General features: G+C 50.2%; 25 protein-coding genes. 3 read left to right on the top strand and 22 right to left on the bottom strand.

Annotated features, from left to right (window positions below):
- Positions 1–65 precede the first annotated feature (65 nt).
- From rpsA to NWAT_RS00800, 12 genes are all read right to left on the bottom strand, one after another.
- Positions 66–1,751 (bottom strand): 30S ribosomal protein S1, encoded by a 1,686-nt coding sequence (rpsA, locus tag NWAT_RS00855; RefSeq protein ID WP_013219265.1) that lies wholly within the window; start codon positions 1,749–1,751, stop codon positions 66–68.
- Between the two features lie 117 nt (positions 1,752–1,868).
- A complete protein-coding gene (gene cmk, locus NWAT_RS00850; RefSeq protein WP_041350820.1) occupies positions 1,869–2,552 on the bottom strand; it encodes a (d)CMP kinase in 684 nt (227 codons plus the stop codon).
- 70 nt (positions 2,553–2,622) lie between these two features.
- A complete protein-coding gene (locus NWAT_RS00845) occupies positions 2,623–3,315 on the bottom strand; it encodes an HAD family hydrolase (protein WP_013219263.1) in 693 nt (230 codons plus the stop codon).
- Positions 3,316–3,333: 18 nt separating this feature from the next.
- Positions 3,334–4,668, bottom strand: coding sequence for a 3-phosphoshikimate 1-carboxyvinyltransferase (gene aroA / locus NWAT_RS00840; protein ID WP_013219262.1), 1,335 nt, complete (start codon positions 4,666–4,668; stop codon positions 3,334–3,336).
- 33 nt (positions 4,669–4,701) lie between these two features.
- Positions 4,702–5,562, bottom strand: a complete 861-nt coding sequence (locus NWAT_RS00835; protein WP_013219261.1) for a prephenate dehydrogenase — start codon at positions 5,560–5,562, stop codon at positions 4,702–4,704.
- Complete coding sequence (gene hisC, locus NWAT_RS00830) at positions 5,559–6,671, bottom strand: histidinol-phosphate transaminase (protein ID WP_013219260.1); 1,113 nt, start codon at positions 6,669–6,671, stop codon at positions 5,559–5,561. Before hisC ends, NWAT_RS00835 begins: the two co-directional genes overlap by 4 nt.
- A 16-nt stretch (positions 6,672–6,687) precedes the next feature.
- Entirely contained in the window at positions 6,688–7,773 is a 1,086-nt protein-coding gene (gene pheA / locus NWAT_RS00825) for a prephenate dehydratase (RefSeq protein ID WP_013219259.1), read from the bottom strand.
- A 42-nt stretch (positions 7,774–7,815) separates the two neighbouring features.
- Positions 7,816–8,979: a 3-phosphoglycerate dehydrogenase family protein gene (locus NWAT_RS00820; protein ID WP_013219258.1), complete on the bottom strand. Its 1,164-nt coding sequence runs from the start codon at positions 8,977–8,979 to the stop codon at positions 7,816–7,818.
- Between the two features lie 100 nt (positions 8,980–9,079).
- Entirely contained in the window at positions 9,080–10,162 is a 1,083-nt protein-coding gene (gene serC, locus NWAT_RS00815; protein ID WP_013219257.1) for a 3-phosphoserine/phosphohydroxythreonine transaminase, read from the bottom strand.
- A 41-nt stretch (positions 10,163–10,203) separates the two neighbouring features.
- A complete protein-coding gene (gyrA, locus tag NWAT_RS00810; protein WP_013219256.1) occupies positions 10,204–12,744 on the bottom strand; it encodes a DNA gyrase subunit A in 2,541 nt (846 codons plus the stop codon).
- Positions 12,745–13,031: 287 nt separating this feature from the next.
- Positions 13,032–13,682 (bottom strand): hypothetical protein, encoded by a 651-nt coding sequence (locus NWAT_RS00805; RefSeq protein WP_013219255.1) that lies wholly within the window; start codon positions 13,680–13,682, stop codon positions 13,032–13,034.
- Positions 13,683–13,684: 2 nt separating this feature from the next.
- Complete coding sequence (locus tag NWAT_RS00800) at positions 13,685–13,969, bottom strand: hypothetical protein (protein WP_013219254.1); 285 nt, start codon at positions 13,967–13,969, stop codon at positions 13,685–13,687.
- Positions 13,970–14,014: 45 nt separating this feature from the next.
- On the opposite strand from NWAT_RS00800, the gene NWAT_RS00795 reads away from it, so the two are divergent.
- Entirely contained in the window at positions 14,015–14,530 is a 516-nt protein-coding gene (locus NWAT_RS00795; RefSeq protein ID WP_013219253.1) for an adenine phosphoribosyltransferase, read from the top strand.
- A 70-nt stretch (positions 14,531–14,600) separates the two neighbouring features.
- Here the strand turns inward: NWAT_RS00795 and NWAT_RS00790 are convergent, their stop codons facing one another.
- The 10 genes from NWAT_RS00790 to NWAT_RS00750 all read right to left on the bottom strand — a co-directional run bounded on the left by NWAT_RS00790 (position 14,601) and on the right by NWAT_RS00750 (position 21,427).
- Positions 14,601–14,813, bottom strand: a complete 213-nt coding sequence (locus tag NWAT_RS00790) for a type II toxin-antitoxin system HicB family antitoxin (protein WP_013219252.1) — start codon at positions 14,811–14,813, stop codon at positions 14,601–14,603.
- Positions 14,806–15,048, bottom strand: a complete 243-nt coding sequence (locus tag NWAT_RS00785) for a type II toxin-antitoxin system HicA family toxin (protein WP_232420173.1) — start codon at positions 15,046–15,048, stop codon at positions 14,806–14,808. Before NWAT_RS00785 ends, NWAT_RS00790 begins: the two co-directional genes overlap by 8 nt.
- A gap of 132 nt (positions 15,049–15,180) precedes the next feature.
- Complete coding sequence (locus tag NWAT_RS00780) at positions 15,181–15,438, bottom strand: DUF2442 domain-containing protein (protein WP_232420292.1); 258 nt, start codon at positions 15,436–15,438, stop codon at positions 15,181–15,183.
- Positions 15,320–15,562, bottom strand: a complete 243-nt coding sequence (locus NWAT_RS17230; protein ID WP_232420291.1) for a DUF4160 domain-containing protein — start codon at positions 15,560–15,562, stop codon at positions 15,320–15,322. The genes NWAT_RS00780 and NWAT_RS17230 overlap by 119 nt, the downstream gene beginning before the upstream one ends.
- A complete protein-coding gene (locus NWAT_RS16925) occupies positions 15,552–15,983 on the bottom strand; it encodes a hypothetical protein (protein ID WP_013219249.1) in 432 nt (143 codons plus the stop codon). Before NWAT_RS16925 ends, NWAT_RS17230 begins: the two co-directional genes overlap by 11 nt.
- A 29-nt stretch (positions 15,984–16,012) precedes the next feature.
- Complete coding sequence (locus NWAT_RS00770) at positions 16,013–16,744, bottom strand: DUF2971 domain-containing protein (protein ID WP_041350364.1); 732 nt, start codon at positions 16,742–16,744, stop codon at positions 16,013–16,015.
- Positions 16,745–16,812: 68 nt separating this feature from the next.
- The gene (locus tag NWAT_RS00765) at positions 16,813–17,385 is read right to left on the bottom strand and encodes a hypothetical protein (protein ID WP_013219247.1); all 573 of its coding nucleotides are present in this window, start codon (positions 17,383–17,385) and stop codon (positions 16,813–16,815) included.
- 327 nt (positions 17,386–17,712) lie between these two features.
- A complete protein-coding gene (locus NWAT_RS15530) occupies positions 17,713–18,435 on the bottom strand; it encodes a hypothetical protein (RefSeq protein WP_013219246.1) in 723 nt (240 codons plus the stop codon).
- 151 nt (positions 18,436–18,586) lie between these two features.
- Positions 18,587–20,563 carry a cytochrome c/FTR1 family iron permease gene (locus NWAT_RS00755; protein ID WP_232420172.1) on the bottom strand — a complete coding sequence of 659 codons (1,977 nt, stop codon included), beginning with the start codon at positions 20,561–20,563 and terminating at the stop codon, positions 18,587–18,589.
- 480 nt (positions 20,564–21,043) lie between these two features.
- Positions 21,044–21,427 (bottom strand): PH domain-containing protein, encoded by a 384-nt coding sequence (locus NWAT_RS00750; protein ID WP_013219244.1) that lies wholly within the window; start codon positions 21,425–21,427, stop codon positions 21,044–21,046.
- A gap of 638 nt (positions 21,428–22,065) precedes the next feature.
- Here NWAT_RS00750 and NWAT_RS00740 point away from each other — a divergent pair.
- Positions 22,066–23,532 carry a DUF1254 domain-containing protein gene (locus tag NWAT_RS00740; protein WP_013219242.1) on the top strand — a complete coding sequence of 489 codons (1,467 nt, stop codon included), beginning with the start codon at positions 22,066–22,068 and terminating at the stop codon, positions 23,530–23,532.
- A gap of 65 nt (positions 23,533–23,597) precedes the next feature.
- Positions 23,598–24,998 (top strand): DUF1254 domain-containing protein, encoded by a 1,401-nt coding sequence (locus NWAT_RS00735; protein WP_013219241.1) that lies wholly within the window; start codon positions 23,598–23,600, stop codon positions 24,996–24,998.
- Positions 24,999–25,287 lie beyond the last annotated feature (289 nt).

Raw genomic sequence — 25,287 nt, 5'->3', positions numbered from 1 at the left:
AACCACATACCACAACAAGCTCCGGGCAACGCCCCATGAGCCTCGGCAGGAAAAAACTATTATTTCTAGCTTTCCTCCTCTTGCCTTTCCATTTGTTCCTTGAGGATATCGCCCAATGTAGTCGAAGCAGCTTCCGCACCCGTGCCGGAGTACTCCTTAATAGCTTCTGCCTCCTCCTCTACATCTTTAGCACGAACAGAGAGGGTGATCACACGATTCTTGCGATCAATGCCAGTGAATTTAGCCTCTATAGAATCCCCTACATTGAGGGAAGTACGAGCATCATCTATACGCTCTCGAGCAATTTCCGAGGCACGCAGGTGCCCTTCCACGCCCGCAGCCAACTCAATGACCGCACCCTTAGTATCAACGACCTTGACTACCCCCTTAACTACGCTACCTTTAGGATAGGTCGCAATATAGCTGGAGAAAGGATCGTCCTCAAGCTGCTTGACTCCTAGAGAAATGCGCTCCCTCTCTGGATCAATGGCCAGAACAACCGCCTCAACCTGATCGCCTTTCTTATAATCACGGATTATCTCTTCGCCTGAAGCCGACCAGGAAATATCAGATAAATGAACGAGGCCATCAATACCCCCTTCTAAGCCGACAAAAATGCCAAAATCAGTGATGGATTTAATCTCGCCAGCAACGCGATCATCCTTATTATATCTATGGGCGAACTCTTCCCATGGATTAGGCTTGCATTGCTTCATCCCTAAGGAAATACGGCGGCGCTCCTCATCAATATCAAGCACCACCACCTCAACTTCCTCACCAACTTGAACCATCTTCGAGGGATGGATATTCTTATTGGTCCAGTCCATCTCTGACATATGAACCAAACCTTCCACCCCCTCTTCAATCTCCACAAAACAACCATAGTCGGTAACATTCGTTACCTTACCAAAGAGGCGAGTACCATCAAGGTAACGTCGCGCCAAATCCTTCCAGGGATCTTCTCCCATTTGCTTAAGTCCGAGGGAGACGCGCTGGCGCTCTTTATCGAATTTAAGCACCTGAACGGTAATATCATCGCCAATATTCACGACTTCGGAAGGGTGCTTGATTCGTTTCCACGACATATCCGTGATGTGGAGCAGTCCATCTAACCCTCCCAAATCCACGAAGGCGCCATAATCAGTAAGATTCTTGACGACGCCCTTCACCGTCTTTCCTTCCCCTAAACTAGATAAGAGCGCCTCCCGCTCCGCGCTGTACTCGGCTTCCATGACCGCACGGCGTGAAACCACTATGTTGTTGCGCCGACGATCCAGCTTGATAAGTTTAAATTCAAGTTCTTTGCTCTCAAGATAGGCAGTGTCGCGCACAGGGCGAGCATCTACCAATGATCCGGGTAGAAATGCACGAACCCCATTTAAATCCACTGTAAAACCGCCCTTAACCTTGCCAGTCAGCACGCCAGTAATAGTCTCGCCGGCCTCAAAGGCTCCTTCAAGATCATTCCAGACTCGGGCTTCCTTGGCCTTTTGGCGAGAAAGACGGGTCTCACCAAAACCATCCTCAATAGCTTCCAGAGCAACTTCGACTAAATCACCCTCAGAGATATTCAGATTTCCCTTTTCATCACGGAACTGTTCCGCAGAGATCACTCCCTCGGACTTAAATCCAGCATTGACAATCACAACGTCGGAACGAATTTCCATGACAGTGCCTGTTACAATAGAACCTGGTGCCATCGGCATATCCGCCTGGCTTTCCTCAAACAACTCTGCAAAGCTTTCGCCCATTGATTCACCAAAACCCTTGGTTAGCGAATACCCATGCCAACCAGCTAAATACTCCACAATTCGCGGAGCCACTTGTTTAATCTTGGCCCGTGGTATTTGCCACGAACTACCCTAAAATCACGTATTCTTTCCTGACAACCATGGTAACACTTGCTGAAATACATCCTTAATAGCAAGGTTCGTAGAATCCAGTATTATAGCATCGTCAGCCGGCTTGAGCGGAGCAATATTACGCTCGCAATCACGCCTATCCCGCTCGGCAATTTCTTTCTCTAAATTTTTTAGATTAGCACCTATGCCTTTTTCCTTCAACTGCTTATAACGCCTTCGCGCTCGTTCGTATGGACTAGCAGTAAGAAAAATTTTTAAGGCTGCTTCTGGAAACACCACTGTTCCCATATCTCGCCCATCGGTCACTAAGCCTGGTGTTTTACGAAAAGCCCGCTGCCGCATCAACAAGGCCCTCCGTACCTCAGCCAAAGCAGCAATCTTTGAGGCAGCATTACCACATTCCTCCCTGCGGATAGAATCTCCCACCTCCACGTCTTCTAAAAACACTCGTGCTGGCATTCCCCCTAGACCCGATATAAATCGAACATCTAGATTCTGAGCCAAAGCCTCTAGCTGCTGAGAATCATTTGGCGCAATGCTATGTTTATCCGCTGCCAAAGCCAATACCCGATACATCGCGCCGCTATCTAAATAGTGCCATTCTAAATGCTGCGCTAGCCGCTGCGCTAAGGTGCCTTTCCCTGAACCACTAGGGCCATCTACCGTAATCACGGGGATGTCTTTACTCATCCCCATTGTCCCCTTATCCTTGAGACACCATAGAAGAAAGGAGTAGTAATAGCCATTATAGCGGCCATCTTCAACCGTGACGACAGCTTACATTACGTGCAGAGTCGTAGACAGGCCCTGAAAACCAATCCCCTAAAGCGGCGATTGAATCAACGCAATCCACGGGACCACAGCGTTGTAAACGTGCTTTTTCATGCACGCCATAACTTACCGCTAAAGCATCGGTTCCCGCGTATTTGGCCATCAACAAGTCATATTCGGTGTCGCCAACCATCAGTGTCTCTCCAGGCTCAACCTGGGTTTGCGCTATAATTTCCAATAACATCCGGGGATTAGGCTTCGAAGCCGTCTCATCAGCGCAGCGGCTGGCGCAAAAATAGTGGGCAACCCCTACCTCTGGTAATATCCGATCCAAGCCACTACGCCCCTTACCCGTAGCAATAGCCATTAGATAACCCTGCTCGCGCAATTTTTTTAATAATTCCTCAGCACCCTCAAAAAGTCGGCTAGGGGTTGGATCGGCACTCAGATAATAATGACGGTAGCGCTCAACCAACGCACCTCTCATCACTTTATCCCCATCTGGATAAAGCATGGCCAGCGCCTCTGGCAAGCCTAGGCCAATCACATTGCGCAGCTGCGCGTCTTCCCGAAAGGGGAAGCTGAGATCATGGATTGCAGAACGCATACTCGCCACAATTCGCGCTTCCGAATCCATTAAGGTTCCATCCCAGTCGAAAACTATAAGTTTATAAGGTGACATAAAAATTGAGTACCTAATTTATTCCCTGCTGCGAATGACTAAACCAGCACCACAAGCTAACTCCAAAAACCCCGGAAAAGAAGTGGCTACATTGGCACAATCGCGAATAATAATAGGCCCCTTAGCCACCAGGGAAGTCATAGCAAAAGCCATAGCGCATCGGTGATCGCCGTGACTATGGACTTCTCCCCCCTGCAATTTCCCTCCTTGGATAATAATTCCATCCGCCGTAGGCTGGGCAGAAATTCCCAAAGCTTGCAAACCATCAGCCATCACCTGGATACGGTCACTTTCTTTAACTCGCAGCTCTCCAGCTCCAGCCAGCACTGTCTCGCCTTCGGCACAAGCCGCGGCTACAAAGAGGGCCGGAAATTCATCTATCGCCAACGGAACAAGGTCTTCAGGAATATTAATCCCATGCAACCGGCTAGCTCGGACCCGTATCGCCGCTACCGGTTCGCCACCAACCACCCCCGTTTCTTTTATTTCAATATCTGCTCCCATACGCCGGAGAATATCAACGATTCCTGTCCGGGTCGGATTGATACCCACATGCTCCAGCAAAATATCAGAACCCTTGCCAATCGCGGCTCCCACCATAAAAAAGGCCGCCGAAGAAATATCCGCAGGAATCTCAACCACAGTACCATACAACGATCCTCCTCCTTGGATACACACTTTCGCGCCTTCTCGCTCTACTGGATAACCAAAACCGGCCAGCATGCGCTCCGTGTGATCCCGTGTCGGAGCAGGCTCAATCACACAGGTTCGTCCTGATGCATAAAGTCCCGCCAATAACAGGCTGGATTTGACTTGAGCGCTGGCCATCGGCATAGCATACTCAATACCATAAAGTGGCTGTCTACCATGAATGTGCAGAGGGGGAGTGCCTTGAGCCGTCGTCTCGATAAAAGCACCCATTCGTGCTAAGGGGTCACAGACTCGCCGCATGGGACGGCGGGAAAGAGACTCATCGCCCCTAAGTATGACATCAAAGGATTGGCCAGCGAAAAGACCGGCAAGTAATCGCGCTGACGTTCCTGAGTTACCTAAATAGAGGGGTTCTTCCGGTGCCTGTAAACCCTGCATACCTACGCCATGTATTTCTACCCGGCCTCCCTCAGGTCCTTCAATGCTTACTCCGAGATCCCGAAAGGCCCGCAGCGTTGCCAGCGTATCTTCTCCCTCCAAAAAGCCAGTGATCCGGGTGACGCCCTCTGCCAATGCGCCCAAGATAACAGCCCGATGGGAGATAGACTTATCCCCGGGAACCCGTAACCGGCCGCTCAGCGCCCCCCCCGGCTCCACCACAAAAGCCATCGTATCTTGCGATACTTCTTCGATAGGCTGCATAGCTATTCTCCCTGCCCCTCAAAATATTTCCAGCTAACGCTCATAATGCGCATCCCGAGCAGTCTTGGCTCGAGCGAAAATCTCCGCCAGCTTTGCCCCATCGTTGCGATGAATAGCCTCGCCTATACCGTGAAGTTCAGTCCTGAATCGCTCCAGGAGCGCTAGCAAAGGTTCTTTATTAGCAAGACAGATGTCCCGCCACACGTTGGGATCGCTTGAGGCAATACGAGAAAAATCCCGAAATCCTCCTGCGGCAAATTGTAAGGCTTCTTGCGTTTCCCCTAACTTAGCCAGCATATCCACTAAAGTATACGCTAATATATGGGGAAGATGGCTGGTTCCCGCCAGCACTCGATCATGATGGGAAATACTGGTTTCTATTACCTCAGCTCCCACCTGATGCCACATCGCTCTTACCATCCCCACGGCCACGGCGCGACTCTCAGGCAAAGGCGTAAGAAGTACCTTATGGAGGTGAAACAAATCGGCAAAAGCGGCCTCCGGGCCATTTTTTTCTGTCCCAGCGATAGGGTGGCCAGGCACAAAATCGACGATGCGCGTCCCTAATTTAGCCCGCGCAGCGGTAACCACACTTCCCTTGACGCTCCCCACATCGGTCACTACCATCCCTGGCTTCAAACTAGGCGCCATTGCCTGCAATAGTTCTTCCATAGCTCCAAGCGGCGCGGCCAAAACCACCATATCGGCTCCCCGAAGCGCTTCCGCAAGATGAAGCTCAGCACGGTCGACGATTCCCAAAGAAAGGGCCTTGTCCCTAGCAAAGGGGTCTCTTTCATAACCGACAACCTCGCCTACTCCTTTGGCCTGCTTTAGAGCCAGCGCCAAAGAGCCCCCAATTAACCCTACTCCTAGGATGCAGAGACGCTGGATCACCTAAATTCCTCAAGAACATTTTCAAGGGCCTGAATAAAGCGCGTATTTTCTTCTTCCCTTCCCACGGTAACCCGCACGTGCCTTGGTAGCCCATATCCCGTCATCGGTCTTACAATCACGCCATGCCGCAACAAATCTTCATAAACTTTATCGCCTGATTTCCTCACATTGACAGTCACAAAGTTAGCTACCGAAGGAATATAATCCAAGTCCAACGCGGTAAAAGCCGCCGTTAACTGCGCCATTCCGGCCTGATTTACCTTCCGACTACGCTGTAAATGATCGTGATCCTGCAAAGCAGCCGTGGCTGCAGCCAAAGCTAAGTTATTGACGTTAAAGGGGGGGCGAACTCTATTCATCAAATCCGCTAAATCTGGATGAGACACCCCATAACCTATGCGTAAACCAGCCAAGCCATAAATTTTAGAGAAGGTGCGGGTGATCATCAGATTAGGATAACGACTCATCCAGGCCAGAGAATAAGGGTATTGAGTTTCGTTTACATACTCGTAATAGGCCTCATCCAAGACCACCAAAACGTGCTCTGGCAAAGCAGCCAAAAAAGCTTCTAGCTCATCGGAGCGCAACCAAGTACCCGTAGGGTTATTGGGATTGGCGATATAAACCAGCCGCGTCTGGCTATTCACCGCTTTAGCCATGGCCTCCAAATTGTGACCAAAACCCTTCGCCGACACAACGTGACCCTTGGCTCCCAAAATCTGAATCAATAAGGGATAGAGAGCAAAGCAATATTGAGAATAAATCACTTCATGCTCAGGTGAAATTAGCACCCGAGCCGCAAACTCCAGCAAATCGCTGGAGCCATTACCCAGAGTAATCTGATTAGCGGGAACGCCTAAGCATTGAGAAAGAGCAGCCTTAAGCGCAAAGCCATTGCCATCAGGATAACGGCCACTTTCTCTAAGCACCCCATAAATCGCATCTATTGCCAGGGGACTGGGACCCAGAGGATTTTCGTTAGAGGCCAACTTAACCGCACCCCGTACCCCATACTCCCGTTCCAATTCCTCAATAGGTTTTCCAGGCTGGTAGGGAGTCAGTCCTTGCACCCCTGCTGCCGCAAGCTGGCAAAATAAGCTTTCAGCCATTCATCATGGTACCTTCTTATATTACCGCCCGTGGATAAGAACCTAATAATTTGAGAAAGGAGGCCCGCTCTTTGAGCGTAGCCAGCGCGGTAGTTAGATTAGAATCGTCTATATGTCCTTCAACATCAATAAAAAACACGTATTCCCAAAGCTGGCGCCGTGAGGGACGAGACTCCAACCGGGTCATGCTAATGCCATACTCCGCCAAGGGGCACAGTAGATTATACAATAAACCGGGGCGATTCGGGCCTGAGACCAGCAACGACGTTTTGTCATTCCCGCTAGCAACCACGGCTTGAGAGCCAATCACAAGAAAACGGGTGGTATTGCCAGGTTCATCCTCAATATTGCTCGCCAAAGCGCGAAGCCCATAAATCTCGCGGGCCCGGTCACTCGCAATAGCGGCGCAACCAGATTCATCCCCAGCTCGCCGCGCCGCTTCCCCATTGCTGCTGACGGGGATACGCTCACATCCTGCCAGGTGGGCATCCAGCCACTCTCGGCATTGTGCCAGCGTTTGCTGATGGGCATATAATCGGTTTACTTCGGTAATGGTTTCGTTTCTGCTAAGCAAATGATGGTGGATGCGCAATTCTACCTCACCACAAATCTGTAAGGGCGAGACCAAAAACCGATCTAACGTGTGGGTCACGGCTCCTTCCGTGGAGTTCTCTACCGGGACGACCCCATAATAAGCCGTACCGGCCTCCACTTCACGAAAAACCTCATCAATGGCCATAAGCGGTCGGGTTTTTACTGAATGACCAAAATGCTTAAGCGCTGCAGCCTCGGTAAAGGTTCCCTCTGGACCCAGGTAAGCAATCACCAGGGGCGTTTCAAGCGCCAGGCAGGCTGACATAACTTCCCGAAATAAGCGGGCCATTTCCTGCCCACTGAGCGGTCCCCGATTGCGCGCAATAACCCGCCGCAAAATTTCGGCTTCCCGCTCCGGGCGAAAACAATTTTCCCCCAAACCAACTGCTTGTTTTATCTGTGCCGTTTGGCGGGCAAGCTCGGCGCGTTCATTGATGAGGCATTGAAGTTGTTCATCCAAAGCGTCTATACGCGCCCGAATCTCCCTTAATTGTTGACTATCGTCCATTAAAAATAAAATGAACCCTGCTCAAGTTATCTTTGTAATCAATCACAAGGCCCGCACCGATAGGACTCCCTGAACAGCTCTGATTCCATCCACTAGATACTTAGGAATAGGGCGATCCACATCCACGAGCGTGTAAGCTAAATTACTCTGGGACTTATTCAGCATATCGATAATATTCAAGCCTGCTTCAGCTAGGTGAGTAGAAATTTGAGCAACCATAGTAGGGATATTGGCGTTGGCAATTGCAAGCCGCCAGCTATCAGTACGAGGCAACACGGCCTCTGGAAAATTCACCGAGTTTTGCACATTACCATTTTCCAGAAATTCGCGAATCTGCTCCACCACCATCACCGCGCAATTCTCTTCCGCCTCATAAGTAGATGCGCCAAGATGGGGCAAGGCAATCACTTGGGAATGCCCTTTTAAGCGATTGCTAGGAAAGTCGCAAATATAAGCCGCGATCTTCCCTTCTTCTATAGCATCCACCACAGCATCTTCATCAACGATTTCCGCCCGCGCAAAATTGAGAAGTCTTGCTTCCGGCTTTATATTTCTTAACCGTTCCCGGTTAATCAAACCTCGGGTAGCCTCCAGCAACGGAACATGCAGGGATAAAAAATCAGCCTGGGACAATAAATGGTCCAGGTTAGTGGCCTGCTCAACCTGCGCGGAGAGGGCCCAGGCACGCTGTACCGTGATCTGCGGATCATACCCGACCACCCGCATACCAAGTGCTAAGGCGGCATTGGCCACCTGAACGCCAATAGATCCGAGGCCGACAACCCCCAAGGTCCTCCCGGGTAGCTCAACGCCTACAAAACGCTTCTTCTGAGCCTCAACTTCCCGGTGAATCTCCTTATCGGTGCCAACCAAAGTGCGGGCAGCATCCCAAGCTTGGCAAATATTACGGGCAGATATCAACAGACCTGCTAGCACGGCTTCCTTGACTGCATTGGCATTCGCACCAGGAGCGTTAAACACAGGCACCCCCTCTTCGCTCAAGCGCGTTACCGGAATATTGTTAACCCCAGCGCCAGCGCGCCCCACCGCCTTGAGCGTAGGTGGAATAGTCATCTCATGCATATTATGAGAACGCACGAGAATTGCATCTGGATGCTGAATCTCGGAGGCCACCTCATACTTATCCCGAGGCAAGCGCTCCAGCCCTACGATAGAAATATTGTTCAACGTGAGTATCTTATACATGCGGTTATCCGCCACCCCCCTGGTTTAATCGATAATGCAATTCCTCCCCCATCCTTCTTGAGCAAAAATGGGTAGCGAGCTTGGCTCGAAAACATTCATTTCATGCCCGGGTACGTTCAAACTCTTTCATAAACTCCACCAGAGTCTCAACCCCTTCCTGGGACATAGCATTGTAAATGCTTGCCCGCATTCCTCCCACTGAACGGTGTCCTTTCAGATTAGTCAGCCCCGCTTTTTTTGCCTCCTCCAGAAAAATCTCATCAAGCTGCTGCTCGGACAAAATAAAAGGCACATTCATGCGAGAGCGAAAAGCCCGCTCTACTGGATTGTAGTAAAAATCGTTACTGTCAATAAAGCTGTAAAGGGTATCTGCTTTAGCTTGGTTTACCTTTGCTATTGCGGCAAGTCCCCCCTTCCGCTTTAGCCAGCTAAAGACCAGTCCGGCCACATACCAAGCGTAAGTGGGCGGCGTGTTATACATGGAATTATGGTCTGCATGGATTTGGTAATCAAACATGGCGGGAGTCCCGACCAGGGGCCGTCCTATCAAATCATTCCGCACTATGACCACGGTTAGACCCGCGCAGCCAATATTCTTTTGCGCTCCCGCATAAATGACGCCAAAGCGACTGACATCTAATGGACGTGACAAAAGAGTAGAGGACATATCAGCTACTAGAGGCACTTTTCCTGAGTCAGGAATCCAATGAAATTCTACTCCGGCAATGGTTTCATTAGGTGTGTAGTGAACATAAGCAGCTTCTGGATCTAGCTTCCAATCCTGATGAGGAGGAACATGCTGAAAGCCCGTATCCTCGGAGCTGGCCGCTAAATTAATCTCGCCAAATCGGCGCCCTTCGACAACAGCTTTTTTAGACCAATGCCCGGTACAAATATAATCCGCCTGTTTCTTGTTCTGTAGTAAATTCATAGGCACCATCGCGAACTGGCTAGTAGCTCCCCCTTGAAGGAACAAAACTTTGTAATTTTCCGGGATAGCCAATAGTTCCCGAAAATCGGCTTCAGCCTGCTCGGCAATGGCCATAAATTGCTTGCCACGATGAGTCATCTCCATCACTGACATCCCGGTACCATGCCAATCAAGCATTTCGTCGCGGGCCTGGATAATGACTTCTTCAGGCAACACGGCCGGTCCAGCGCTGAAATTGTAAACACGAGTCATAGTCTTATATCCTCTTTAATATTCCTAGCACGCTGGTCTCGTTATATTCCAGCCTCTCCATCTTCAACGATGCGCTCAATACCCACCAGCCGCTCCCCTTCCTGGAGATTAATGAGTTTAACGCCTTGCGTATTACGCCCCATAAGAGAAATATTATCCACTGGAGTACGAATAAGCGTGCCCCCATTGCTAATAAGCACGACTTCATCCTCCTTTTCTACTTGCACCGCTCCAACCACTGCACCATTCCGTGGGGTCGTCCGAATAGAGATAATGCCCTTCCCTCCCCGGCCTTGGAGACGGTACTCAGCGATGGCTGTCCGCTTACCATAACCCAATTCGGTCGCCGTTAAAATAGTACCGCTCGCCGCGATAATAAGGGCAATCACTCGATGTTTCGAGGGCAATTCCATACCTTTAACGCCCCGGGCCGTACGCCCAAGAGGCCGCACATCCCGCTCCGAAAAGCGAATCACTTTACCCCCCGAGCTAAACAACATGATTTCCTGTTCGCCATCGGTAAGATCCGCTCCCACCAATTGATCTCCCTCTCTCAAATCTAGGGCAATAATGCCACTGGAACGGGGCCGGGAAAAATCAGCCAGGGAAGTTTTCTTGACCACCCCCAAGGCAGTTACCATAAAAATATATTTGTCTTTTTCGAATTCACGGATAGATAATACCGTATTAATCCGCTCTCCTTCCTCCAAAGGCAGGAGGTTGACGAAGGGTTTACCCCGGGCTATCCGTGACCCTTGGGGCAGTTCATAGACTTTTTTCCAATACACTTTGCCCCGACTCGAAAAGCATAGCAGGGTATCATGGGTGTTGGCGATAAAGAGCTTGTCGATAAAGTCTTCTTCTTTCATCGCCGTCGCTGACTTACCCTTACCCCCTCGCTTCTGCGAACGGTAAGTGTCTAAAGTTTGGGATTTAGCATAACCACTATGGGATAAGGTCACCACTACATTTTCTTCTTGGATGAGATCCTCCAAGCGCAGATCCACATAATTATCCTGAATCTCAGTGCGGCGTGGAGCACTGTATTGCTCTAGCATCTCCATTAACTCTTCCCGGATGACGGCCATGAGTCGTTCCGGATTAGCTAGAATTTCCAGTAACTCGGAGATAAAAATGATCACCTGCTCATATTCATCAATAATTTTACTTTGCTCTAGCCCCGTTAGACGATGGAGACGCATCTCAAGAATGGCTTGAGCTTGAGCAGGAGATAAACGATAACCGTCCCGTTGCAGCCCATAAGCGGCTTCCAATTCCTCCGGCGGGGAGGATGCGGCGCCTGCCCGCTGCAGCATATCAATCACAACGCCTGGCGGCCAAAAACGCGCTATCAACCCATCCCGGGCCTCGGCCGGACTTGAAGACGCCTTAATAAGAGCGATCATCGAATCAATATTAGTCAAGGCAATGGCCAACCCTTCCAGCACATGGGCTCGCTCCCTCGCCTTGCGTAACTCAAACATGGTCCGCCGGGTCACTACCTCTTGGCGGTGCCGCAAAAAGACTTCCAGGGCCAGCTTGAGATTAAGCAACTGGGGCTGGCCATCGACCAAAGCCACCATATTAATGCCAAAGACACTCTGTAATTGGGTATGAAGATAAAGTTGGTTTAACACCACTTCCGGCATTTCGCTCCGGCGCAGCTCCACCACCATGCGCATGCCATCTTTGTCCGATTCGTCCCGCAACCCTACAATGCCCACGATCTTCTTGTCCTTAACCAAATTGCCGATTTTCTCCAGCAAACGGGCCTTATTGACCATATAGGGCAATTCGGTGACGATGATGCTTTGTTTGCCGCTGCCCTCATCGGTTTCCACATGGGTCCGGGCTCGCATGACGATTCGCCCCCGGCCAGTCAGATAAGCTTCCTGGATACCACGGATACCGTTCACTATCCCCGCCGTGGGAAAATCAGGTCCCGGAATATGGGCCATTAGCCCAGCAATGCTCAAAGCGGGATCATCAATAAGGGCAATGCAGGCATTCAATAACTCACCGAGGTTATGGGGCGGAATATTGGTCGCCATACCCACGGCGATTCCCGAAGAACCATTTGCCAATAGATTAGGTATACGGGCTGGAAGAACCGCTGGCTCATGCTCGGACTCGTCATAATTAGGAACAAAATCGACGGTTTCCTTATTGAGATCGGCTAACAACTCATGGGCAATTTTAGCCATACGCACTTCGGTATAACGCATGGCTGCAGGAGAGTCACCGTCAATAGAGCCAAAATTTCCCTGTCCATCGATTAGAGGGCAGCGCATGGAGAAAAGCTGGGCCATCCGCACGATGGCATCATAAACCGCCGCATCCCCGTGGGGATGATATTTCCCAATGACATCGCCTACCACACGGGCTGATTTTTTATAAGGCTTATTCCAATCATTGCCCAATTCCCGCATAGCATACAATACCCGTCGATGCACGGGTTTTAAGCCATCACGAGCATCAGGCAATGCTCTACCTACAATAACGCTCATGGCGTAATCGAGGTAGGAGTGCTTCATTTCATCTTCAATATTAACCGGGAAAACTTCCTGGGCTATCTCATCCATTATGGGTGTTCGGTCTCCGTGGAATTCAGTCGCGCTTTGGTAGGTAATAAGGTGAAAAAACGCTAATCCTTACAAAGCGGTTTTAAATGTAGTAGGTTTGTGCTAAAACGAAACATGTTTAACAATCACTAAAAAAACAGTGAGATTGTTATAGGATATCCATCGCAAAACGCCCTCAATTTCCTGTCAGCGCTAACAGTCAGTTTTAAAACTATTTTCGGAGAGAATCTTACCATATTGCGCCATGGCGGTGCCGGAAACACTAACGCCAGCGCAACAATTTTTCACTATCCTCGTGAGGAATGATCGAATAACCGTCGCAAGTCGTTTTCGAAGTTCTCTAATATACTTTCTAGGTCATTATTCCATCCGTGGATAAGAGCTTGGGGGGTTGCCGCCAAGATTTCCGCTTCGGCTCGGAAGCCTGATTTAAGCAGGGTTTTCGGCGGATCAAGCCGGGGATCAATTAAAAAGAATTGAATTTCCATCACGGCCCGTGGGGCTGTGGGATCGCTAAAATCACCGTACAGCGCCGTTACCGCACCTTCCAAAAGATAGGTCACTTGTAATCGACTCTCCCCTTCCACCACCGCGCCGAATAACCCCGAACGCCTGAAATAGGCACTCGCCTGGTCAGTCACCAAGGTTTGTGGAGGGATGAGAAAAGCCTGCTCCTCCTCCGCCCGATGCCAAGAGCCTGCCTCCTGGTAGAGCCAAAGCCGGCTGCGATAACGAGGGCTAATCCGAAAGGGAACCACCTCTAGTATCCGTTCCCTGGCCTGGGGTGAAGGTTGCTCTAGCACCCGCACTACTTCCAGGGTATAACCTCCTGGCGAATCCCCCCCGCCGCCAAACAATGTACATCCGCCAAGCATTAAGGCCAACAACAACCCCGCCCTATAATAGCTAAAGATAAAGGGTATACCGCGACCCATCATGCTTATAGCTGCTCCAGATAACGAGGTAATTCACGCTCAAAATCCGGAAAATAATGGGAAATTACCGTAATATCAAACTGCCCGAGAATAGCTTCTTGCGGTTCCCGTTCTAGTAAAAACATAAAGGCCGCCTGAACGCAGTCCACGGCGCTGACCTTACCGCCCGTTAATTTTTGATAGGTTCCTTGTGAAAGGGTAACCTGATGGCTCGTCTCGCCCGAACTTTCTGTGATAGTCACCAGAAAAGCCAGGGGGTCCGTTTCATTTGTCTGTTTAACCCTAATCATATAAAGTGCCTCCCTCAAATTCTAGTGTACTTAGGTAAAGCATCGATGGAGCGGCTCAAAACTAAAATCCGCGATATCCCCGATTTTCCCAAGCCAGGCGTCCTCTTCAAGGATATCACCCCCTTAGTCGGAGACCCCGCCACCTTACGGCTAGCGGTTCACCAACTCCTCCATCCCTTCCTGGAACAGGGTATCACGGCGGTTGGCGGGATAGAGGCGCGGGGGTTTATCTTTGGCGCGCTGGTCGCCTGGGAGTTGGGGGTAGGTTTTATCCCCTTGCGCAAATCCGGCAAGCTTCCCTATGAAGTCCGAAGCATCTCCTATCAGCTGGAATATGGCTCTGCCAGCCTGGAGGCCCATACCGATTCCCTCGGTCCTGGGGATAACGTCCTGCTAGTAGATGATCTGCTCGCCACCGGCGGCACCGCCAAAGCAAGCTGCGAACTGGTAGAAAGCCTGGGGGCCACGGTAGCAGCTTGCGCCTTCGTCATCGAACTGGACTTTCTGCACGGGCGGGAGAGACTTTCCGATTATACTGTCCACTCCCTAGTCCATTACTAATAATCTATAATGGCCGAGCTAAGCGGATACGACCGAAGAGAGCAGTCCGCTTGAGCAAATGGTTAGCGCCCTACGCATACAGTAATCGACGCCCCTTCGGCTCAGGAATGGGATCATTAAATTCCCGTGCGGTATCCAACCATAACTCTATTGCTTGATTCACACTCTCTAATGCCGCCATTTGGGTAGGTCCATGTGCCATGCAACCAGGCAGCTCCGGCACCCCAGCTATAAACGTTTTATCTTCTTGACTCCAATAAATAATCACTTCGTATTTATGCATCGTCATCGACTCCTAGCCGATATTTCAGAATAACAGCACGTACTTGATGGACTTGATAGGGCTTGGTTTTGGCGCCTTCATGCTGAAGGTTCAAGCGCTCTTCTATATCGACACGGCGATAGATATGATGACTGCCACGAATACGTTCTTCAAAGCCCAGGCTCTTCAGCAATGAACGCAACTCTTCAACGCCTATGCTGGCATCTGATCGGCCTCGTAGGATTTTCTCTATCAACTTATTGGTCTTGGCTATGGCCGAATTTTACCTGATGATGTCCAAGAAGCGCTATCGGGTCGAAGTTGAGCGGCACCCCGCGCGGGAGGGGTGCCAGGATGGACGAAGCAGGGCGTCTGCTTGAGCGCCGCGTTATGCGCTCTTCGCCTTATTCGGGAACCGCTCTGGATGTTCAATGATTTCTTCAGTAAGGTCCACATCAATATCAGGCCAGTAGAAGTGCCCTGACGACGGTTCCTCAACATGCAGGATCGCCTTGACTGGTTGCTCCTTAAACCATGGAAACTCCTCCGGCATGAACAGTTCCCGGTCGTGTGCCAACAGCCAGACGCCATGCCTGGATATGTTTGTCACCTCGACTGCCGAAGTGGTGTTTCCACGCGCGGACAAGCTCATTGTAGTGATCCTCGATTAGGGACTCGATCTCTTTCAACTGCTGCCTGGTGTAACGGTAATTCCGTGCGAGCTGAAGCCCAGGCTCCAGCCAGAATTTAGCCTCACCATCACCCGACATAAGATGCACGTGCAACCTCGGTTCTTCCCGCGAGAAAAAGAAGAACCGGTATCCTTTCTCCCTGAATACCGTAGGGCTCCTCTACGCTCCTTGCACATCTTGCACATAACGTGAACTCAAACGCCAAGGTGAGGCACAACCAACCAAAGCCGATGGCAACGTACCTTGCAACCGACGTCCGCCCAAACCACGGCAACGCAAAGTACGCAACTACAAGAACGACTCCTGACAGAAGAGCGCCTCTAAGGATGAGTCCTGAAGGTTTCTCTAGTGTTGGAATAAAAATCGCCTCTCGAAGCATGCCATTTGCGATGGCCAGCACAAGGATGCTCATCCATACCGCGAATGCCTTAATTATAGCCCTCCTGTAGCGCCTAACATTTGCTATAACCGACAGTAAAAAGCGGGGCGACGAAGGCATGCTGCTTTTTACTGTCGGTTATGGTGTAGTTATATTTCCATTGTTCTAAGGCCAAAATCACTTTCACTTCTCCCCATCTTGCAATAGCCAACCTTGTAACCGGAGTTGTCAACCAGCTCACGGATAAGGCTAATATCTGATTTTGGAGTATTTACGCCAAAACACACTTGCTTTAGATATTTTTTCGGAATCGTCAATTTACTCTGCTCTTGCCTGATAATTCTTACTTCCTTTTCATAATCCCAACATTTGTTTTTTATAGTGAGAACCTTCTTTACTACTTCAAGCGTAAACTCCTTAAAACTTGAATTTCCATTTTCGGGTGCATGCGCGACAAACCAGTCTGTTAGTGGGCTGTCTCCATATTCGACAGGTGCCACACCAGTTATTTCGTTCGATTTATCATCAAGGAATGATTCCGGTAAGTCATAGGTCAAACACAGTCCCCTGTGTTCACTAGCGTAGTGAGACCAAAGAAGTGAGTTATCTAGCTCTAAAGAAAATGAGCAAATACCCGCCTTGCCTGTGTCTTTCTGAATTTGGTCAAGATATCTATCAAGCCCAGCAAGCTTAGCCAAATTGGCCTTCTTGCTCCCAGAAAGTTTTTCTATGGCATTTTGTGCAGATCTCTTTATATCAACTCGACAATCAAAAGGATCATTCAAGCGATCAGGATGGGCAAAATACAGATATCCCTTAACCAGGGAATCAATTAGGTATTTATTTACATCTCGAAACTTGAAGAACACGTAGTTACTCATATTGAGCCGCAGCTTTCCCTGAAGTGCAGCGTAAGGGTAAGACGTCGGAATCAAAGTAGTTGTTAGGCTCACGGCACATACTGAGAACCCTTGGTCTCCCAAGCCATAATGGCTTTCTCTAGCACATTCGACGCATCCCCGAGCGTTGCTCCTGACTTCGAGCGGATATCCGCCTTGTAGTCAACTTCACTGGGATCGGATACATCCAAGGTCACGTCGAAAGCCCCGACTGTAATCTTTCCAATACCCTTCTGAGAGCAGGTTAGTGAAGGACGCTCAAGCCTCGCAAAGTAACCAGAACGGCTTTTGTTTAGTTCTCCGTGCTTCGCTCTGTTTGCGATGTCAGACACGATCTGTAGCTCTGAAGACGAATCAACAATTTCTTCTATCCTGCGAGGATCGGTGCCTCTATCCTTGGCAACCTCCTTTAAGTAGTCCTTCATACTCCAGACCCATACGAATACGGATAGGAGGTCGTCTTCGAACACTTCTATCGACTTCACCCCGTTAAACCGGTAATGGTGCGTCTCTCCGTTGGGAAACGTATATGAATGAGAAAAACCTACCCCCGAATTATCTTCTAGGCGACTAGTAAAGCGGGATATTCTAGCCCGCAGTTCCTCTAAATCATGGAGCTTCATTTCTTAAGAGCCTAACGGGGCGAAGTTGAGGCGGCACCCCGCGCGCGAAGTGGGCGCAGGATGAGCGCAGAGCGAGTACGGGGCAAAGCCGCGTGCGGTCTCTGCTCCAACGGGAGATAGACGGCGCTTCGCATCGCCATAGCGACAGGGAGTTCAACTTCGACTCGATAGGTCGGCGCGAATCACCGGCGGCTAAAAGTGGGATGAGAAACGAACCCCACGTTTAGCCGCCCGAATAAATTTGCCTTGTTAGGCGTTGCGATACACAATTATCCATTCAGAAACCGCCTGATTCGCTGCTCCGATTCATAGTACTTGCTCGCTAATCTATGCTTTTGAGATATCAATGCGCTGCGATTCATCTGCCCAGAACACTTCGACCCCGCATGTGCCAAGATACGAAGTAACGTCAAGCGATTCGGTGTACGGCGCCACGTTTGGCAACACGATATCGCCACGGCGGCAATCGAGAATGTCAAACCCCCAGTACTCAGGCTGTCGAATGTAGATGAGCGGCCGGATTTTAACAATAGTATTAAGGTTTGGCTTCTTGCCTGCAACGGTCAAGATCCAAGTGTTACTCACAAATCCAGGGCGCAAGTCTGCTTGGGCAATGGTATCATCAAATTTGCGCGCGAGAGGAGAACATACGAGATCATCATCACCGTGGCCCGGAATAGGATTGAAAACCGGCTCGGTGCTCACAACCCTGCGCTGGCCATTTCGTTGAATGTAAATCAACCGGAAGTCGCCGGTATCGCCGGGAGGCGAGACAAGGTTCAATTCGTTCCGAAGCGGGTCTCCAGCGATACTGTAAAGCTGTCTCCCCCGCCCGGTTGGATCGGCAATTCGTAATGGAATCAATGTTATGTCAGCGGACTCCGGCGCCATCATGGTGCAAATCTGACGATCCCCGAATGGCCCAATAGAACAGGCGTTCGGATCGCAAATGATACGACCTGCCCCGCCGCCAAAATCAAGGTCTAGCGTGATTTGATGGAAGTCTTCGATCGGATTCACAAGGTATGGTGTCTGAATCATTGTTGTCATGTGATTGCTCCAGAGAGTGAAATGCGCAAAGCGTAAAAGCCTACCGCCAGCGAGCACCAAAACTCAGTCGCTGCCGGGGCAGCGAATTACACAATTGGCTACAGCGCTTCGCTGGACAATAATATTTGAACGTCCACCACCAGGGATGTTCCTATGAACCTTCTTGCATCCTTTCCTCGGCGTTATCCAATGACAGGGCACGCCGAGAAGCAAAATGCGTATAAGCAAAACCCGCTATAATGACCGCCAACACTCCCCCCTGCAAAAGCAATACCTGCCAGTTCGGATAAATTCCTAGGGCGGGCATGCTAGGAAAGGCTACCGCATCTACCGGAATCATGCCCGCTTCCTGCAAGGCACCGACTCCCTTCCCGGCTAAGATCACCGCTAGTAACGCCAATATCACTGAAGTAGCTCCGAAGAAGAGTTTAATAGGCAAGCGAACGCTATAATAAAAAACTAGCCCGCTTACTAGCAGCAGCACTCCCACCCCGGCACCAAAACCACCGAGTACGGCTCCACGCCCTTCAGAACCGGCTTGTGTCCACAGAGCCTGATAAAACAACACGGTTTCGAAGACTTCCCGATAGACCGCAAGGAAAGATAACAAAGCCAGTGCTCCCAAGGTTCGCTTATTCAAGGCTCCTCTCACCTGCTTGGCGAGAAATGCTCGCCAACCTTTAGCATAAGCTTTGCTGTGGAGCCAAAAACCCACATAAAGCAATATAACCGCTGATATTAAGGCCGCGATTCCTTCGGTTAACTCGCGGCTTGCCCCGCTAATGAAAATAAGATAAGTAGCCGCAAACCAAGTGGCTACCCCCAGCGCCAAGGCAAGAATCCAACCCACATGTACATAAATCAGTGCATCACGCCGCCCGGATCGAATCAAAAAGGAAAGAATAGCGCCGACGATTAGAACCGCTTCCAACCCTTCCCGCAAAATAATGGTCAGGGAACTTAACGCAATCGCGGTAGTGGAAAGTTCAGCTTCTTCGAGCTGTTCACGAGCCTGGTTCAATAACCCTTGCAGCTTCCCTTGTTGGGATTCCAGAGCTTCCACTGGCGCGCCTTTCCGGATTAAGACACGATAAGCCATCATCTCCTGCTCGATGTGGGAGCGCAGATCAGGAGCTACCGTATTAAGACTCGTCTCTACCAGTTCAAAGCCTTCCAAATACGCCTCCACCGCCAATTGCTGGGCCCGTTCATGATGGCCTTCCCGGTAAGCGTTGAGACTTTTCTCAAGACCTTCCAAGCTCAAATCCAGTGGTGCTTTTTCGGAATCCAGCAAAGCAGGCGCACTACGCAAGTAAGCCAGTACCTGGCGAACTTCTTCCCCGTACCGTGCACCGACCTCCTGGGGAGTTTGGCTGGCTAGAGCCTGTAAATCAGGAAACTCTTCCTTACCGATTCCTTGCTGCCATAAGGCAGCCCCTGTTTGTTGCTCCTCTGCGGTAGTAATAAAGGTGCTCACATAAAAAGCCAGCGCCCAACGCTCGTGCTCGCTTAGGGGCCGTTGAAAACTAGGCATGGCGGTGCCGGGCACTCCTAGGGTAATGGTGCTAAAAAGGCTGTAAATACTGCGTTGTTCCTGGCGTGCCTGCTCGTGAAAATTGGTCGGTTCCGGTTCCAGTCCTTCAGCGGCTGGACCATCGCCATAACCTTCAGCGCCATGGCAAGTAGCACATTGAGCTTGGTAAAGGGCCTCGGCCACACTTAAATCAGGTGCTTGTTGGGGCGCAATCTCAATTTGGTAAGCTCGAATGATATCCCAGCGTAACTGATCGGCTACTATGGCGACCCTATCCCCAGGGGCTTTTTCCTCAATCAATGTAAGAAGCTGATGGGCCTGTTCCTGTATGCCGCTTTTTTGAGGCGCTACGGGTAATTGCTCAACAATTCCCAAGACTTCACGGGCAAATTCGAGTTGCTCTCGGTACTCTTCCGCATTCAAGATCTGACCACCCTGAACAAACTCAGGATAGTCCACTCCAATATAATCCAGCATATGCAACGCTGTCTGCGCCCGGCCTTCCACCACCTCGGCGCTTCCTACCCCGCTATATCCCAGCAAACTAATGAGGAAAGCCAACCCACCCAACCATTTTCCTAAAGAGAATATCATCGCGCCCATTATCCGCACCCTTGCTTAAATTTTCCCATGATCCCATTAAATTTATCTGGAAAGAAGACCTGGGTTCAGGAGAATAAATTAAATGAGAATAATTTAAAATAATGTTTACAATATTATATAAAGCAGACGAGATTAAAATAGCTGGAAACATTAGCTGTTACTAATCGCCAGCAAAAATTGGAAGTTCAAGCAAAGCACCTTATATGCTTTCATAAGTCACAATATAAGTTTAGTGTCTTGAAAAGTATGATCGAGGAAAATAGTCTGAGGTAAAGATCGAGAGGTGTGGCTACCCCTGATGGGTATTCCCACTTTATCAAAGAGGATCTAGCATCCTTATCAGGATCCGCTCTGCCGGACGAGGACATGCCTGGAATATGTGGGCAGTTTGTTACTTAAAAGGAGCAGGCACAAGCGGTGGTCAAATCCCTATCACTATTATGGATCGCCGCGAACGCCCGTGCCCACGACTTACCCTCTTTCCTCATTCTGACCCTTAATATAATCGCGAACTTTATCCGGTTCGGGGAGGCCATGAATAACCACCTCAGGATTGTCTCCCGCAGTGTAGATTGCCACATTCCCTGCATTAAGCATTCGCTGTAATATGGACTGAGTAACTTTGACTGTACGCACGGAACTCATATTGATCTCCGTATAAGATTTATTCAACAAACCATGTGCCCACACAATCTCGTCTGTCTTGATAGTAAGTTTGTCCATCTTGGTTTTGATATACAGCCATAAGAGAATAATAATTCCGATTCCAACAGGAATTAGCAGGATGGATAATGTTGTGATGAAAGGGTTCATCCGCAACATAGAGGGATTTTCCTCATAAAGTACTGTCGACACAATCAACTTTCCTTTATCTGGTTTTATAGGGTAAATGCCAAAGCCTTACCGGAAGCAAAATTACTCCGAAGAGGCGCCGACTCTATCAATTAAAAAACTTTGGGAGGAAGCGGACCAGACCACACGCCAGCGCGGCAGCACTCCAAACCGAAAGAATCTCCGAGCCAATCCAAAACTTGATCGCACTTCCCCATGGATGTTCTATAAATCCCGTCCTAGGCCCTACTAGGGCAGGAATGCTTATGGTTTCGTCCAGCGAAGATACTTGAACAATTCCAAGCAGCGTCGGGTAAGCAGGCGGCTTCCCTCGGAGAGGCTCTGGTAGAATCCGTATTTCACTCCATGGAGACATTCGATCTTCTCCTCTGCCTCTAGGAACTAATCATAAGAACGCCTTCCAGAACACCACCTTACGGTCGACCCCCAATAGATTTTAATAATGGTATCGAATACCTTATAGTATCAGGGATGACTGTCTAAAGGCGATCTTGGATTATGGCTCAATCCCAAGTGAGCAACGCCCGACGCTAAAGCGCAGGGAGCGACGAATAAAAGGAAGTCAAGGTAACCCTCTCGCCGAAAGCTGCGAGAAACCATGCATTTGTCAATCCAATAAAATTACAATGAGTAGACGTAGTATGATGATGCAACTTTTTGCACAATCCCGTATTACCCGTTTGGCCTGCGGCTTGAGTCTCTTGTGCACTGCAACGTTCGGTAGCAATATCGTTTACGCGCAATCGGCTACTAAACCAGCCACAACTGAACGGAATATGTCTCCCGAACAAGTAAAATCCCTGGCGCGAGATGCGTATCTATACGCGTATCCGCTGGTGTTGATGGACATCACCATGCATCAGGCAACCAATGTACCGGATGCCGCGAGCGTTGCCATGCGGGCACCGGTCAATCAATTTGCCCATTTCCGCGAATACCCCGACGCCAATACTAAGGACGTGGTGCGCTTTAACTTCGACACCCTTTACTCGTTCGCCTGGCTCGATGTGAGCAAGGAACCCATGGTGATATCGTTGCCTGACATGCATGGGCGCTATTACCTGATGCCAATGCTGGACATGTGGACCGATGTGTTTGCCGTCCCAGGCACACGAACCACCGGAGACAAAGCCGGAAACTACGCGATCGCCGCGGCTGACTGGTCTGGAAAGTTACCCCCGGGGGTCGAACTCATCCACGCACCCACGCCGATAGTCTGGGTCATGGGGCGTACCCAAACCAATGGTCCGAGCGACCTTGACCACGTGCGCAAAGTGCAAGATGCCTACAAGTTGACGCCGTTGAGCCAGTGGGGAAAAAACTACACGCCGCCAGAGCAATCACCCGTTGATACATCCATCGACAATACGACGCCACCCCTTGTTCAGGTCAACAGAATGTCCGGTGTCGAACTACTAACTCGATTGGCCAGGCTTCTCAAGACATTTCCACCCCATGCGAGTGACTACCCCATTCTACATCGCATGGCCGCCGTTGGCTTCAAACCTGGCCAGGACTTCAATGCCGACAAGCTAAGTTCAGAGGTGATTAAGAACATCAATACTGCTGCCGTGGAGGCCAAAACCGAACTGCAGGGCCTTGTCGCCAAGGGCAAGCTCGGTGTAACTAAAAATGGCTGGAACTATGCCACCAACCTCGGCAACTATGGCACGGATTACCAATTGCGCGCGATGGTCGCGATGGCCGGCCTGGGTGCCAACTTAGGGAAAGACGCCATTTATCTCAATGCTTTTGCTGATGCGGATGGAAACCCCACCACGGGAGAACATGATTATGCGATTCATTTTGACAACGGAAAATTACCACCGGCAAATGCCTTCTGGTCACTGACCATGTATGATATGGATGGTTTCCAGGTACCGAATCCGATCAATCGTTTTGCGATAGGTGACCGCGACGAGCTCAAGTTCAACAACGACGGGTCTCTAGACATTTACATTCAGCACCAATCTCCAGGCAAGGACAAGGAGTCCAACTGGCTCCCCGCGCCCGAGGGTCCCTTTCAGGTGATGCTACGTATGTATTCCCCCAAGGCTTCGGTTTTCAAAACTGGCCTAGATCTTCCGCCGATCACTAAAGTGCCATAAACTCACAAGGGCGATGGGCGATCCATATAAACTCCTTCCAAAAACAAATATTTGGAGTCTACATTGTGAAGAAAATTATATTATTGCTGGGCTATGTTAGCGTACTAATGGTCACAGCAACACAAGCAATGGCTCAACCCGTTACGTCCGCCGAAGCCAAAATTATTGCCAAGAATGTTTACATTTACGCTTATCCATTGGTAATGATGAGGGTAAGCAGCCGCGTAAATGAGAATGTAGTGACGCCGGATGGCACCACCGCCGCACCCATCAATCAGTGGGGCCACGCAAAGGCATTTCCTGATCCTGACTTCACGGTTGTGGTTCGTCCGAATGCGGATACGCTCTACTCTTCCTTGACCTACAATGTTACCAAGGAACCTCTCGTCATCAGCGTGCCCGCATCCAAAGGAAGATATTACCTTTTGCCGATATTGGATGAATGGTCTGATGTTTTCGCGGCCCCAGGAACACGGACCACCGGCAATGGCGCATTAACCTTTGCCATCGTCGGCCCCAGCTGGCATGGGAAACTACCGGCTGGCGTCCGTGAATACCGCAGCCCCACCGGATTTGGCTGGATCGGGGGCCGGGTGCAGACCAATGGCAAGATAGATTACGCGGCGGTACATAAATTCCAGGACGGTCTGAAAGCCATGCCGCTAAGTCATTATGGCCAGTCCTATACGCCACCGAAGGGTAAAGTGGACCCGAACCTGGATATGAGCGCGCCGCCCGATCAGATTGACGAAATGAGTGCGGCAACCTTTTTCGGTATGTTTGCCGAATTAATGAAAACAAACCCGCCGCACGCCAATGACTATCCGATCCTTGATCAGATGAGACGCATAGGCATCATCCCTGGCAAGAGTTTTTCCCTAGCGGCGGCGACACCTAAATTCATCCAGGATGCCTTGGAGAATGCTCCCAAGGAGGCACTGCCCCTGATCAAGACTGCCTGGTCCAAGGCTGGAATGCTGCAAAACGGCTGGCGTACTAACCTCACTGATATTGGTACTTATGGTACCAGCTATTTGGCCCGTGCTGCGGTTGCCTATGGCGGTCTCGGCGCGAATACACCCCAGGATGCTGTGTATCCGACCGCCTTTGCGGCTTCGGATGGTAGGCCGTTTGATAGCAGCAAACGCTATGTACTTCATTTCAGCAAGGCCCAGATTCCTCCGGTAAACGGTTTCTGGTCACTAGCGATGTACAACGAACGCCAGCTTTTTGCTCCAAACTCGATTAATCGGTATGCGCTTGGTGATCGGGATAAACTCAAGTTCAATGCCGATGGTTCGCTCGATATTTATATTCAGAGAAATTCTCCTGGGGAAGATAAGGAAGCGAATTGGCTGCCGACGCCTCAGGGAGGTGCGTTTACCATGAACTTGCGGCTTTATTGGCCCAAGCCCGCGGTGGTGGATGGTAGCTGGGCACCGCCGCCAGTAAAGCGCGTGGAGTGAATCGAGCATCCCGGCTCCCGCCTTACCATCATGAGCCAAGTACTTCGGCATTATCTGCTGCTAGGCTGCCATGCACCTAATTAAAAGAGGGCTAGTTTTTTTCGTGAGATGGCTCAGACCGGTGCAGTTGCCCTGGGCTAGTGCTTTGGCAGTGTGCCCAATCTGAATTCATTTTCCCACATACTATTCCTCAACGGGGTGTAATCAAGCACCCCAACGGTTCACTCCGGCTCTGCGGACTGAAGGCTCCTTGCCATACCGGAAGCATGTATGTCAATAGCCAACCATT

Source organism: Nitrosococcus watsonii C-113 (genome assembly GCF_000143085.1).
Classification (GTDB): Bacteria; Pseudomonadota; Gammaproteobacteria; order Nitrosococcales; family Nitrosococcaceae; genus Nitrosococcus; species Nitrosococcus watsonii.
Note: the sequence above shows the minus strand (reverse complement) of the source record. Positions and strands in the feature narration are given on the sequence as shown.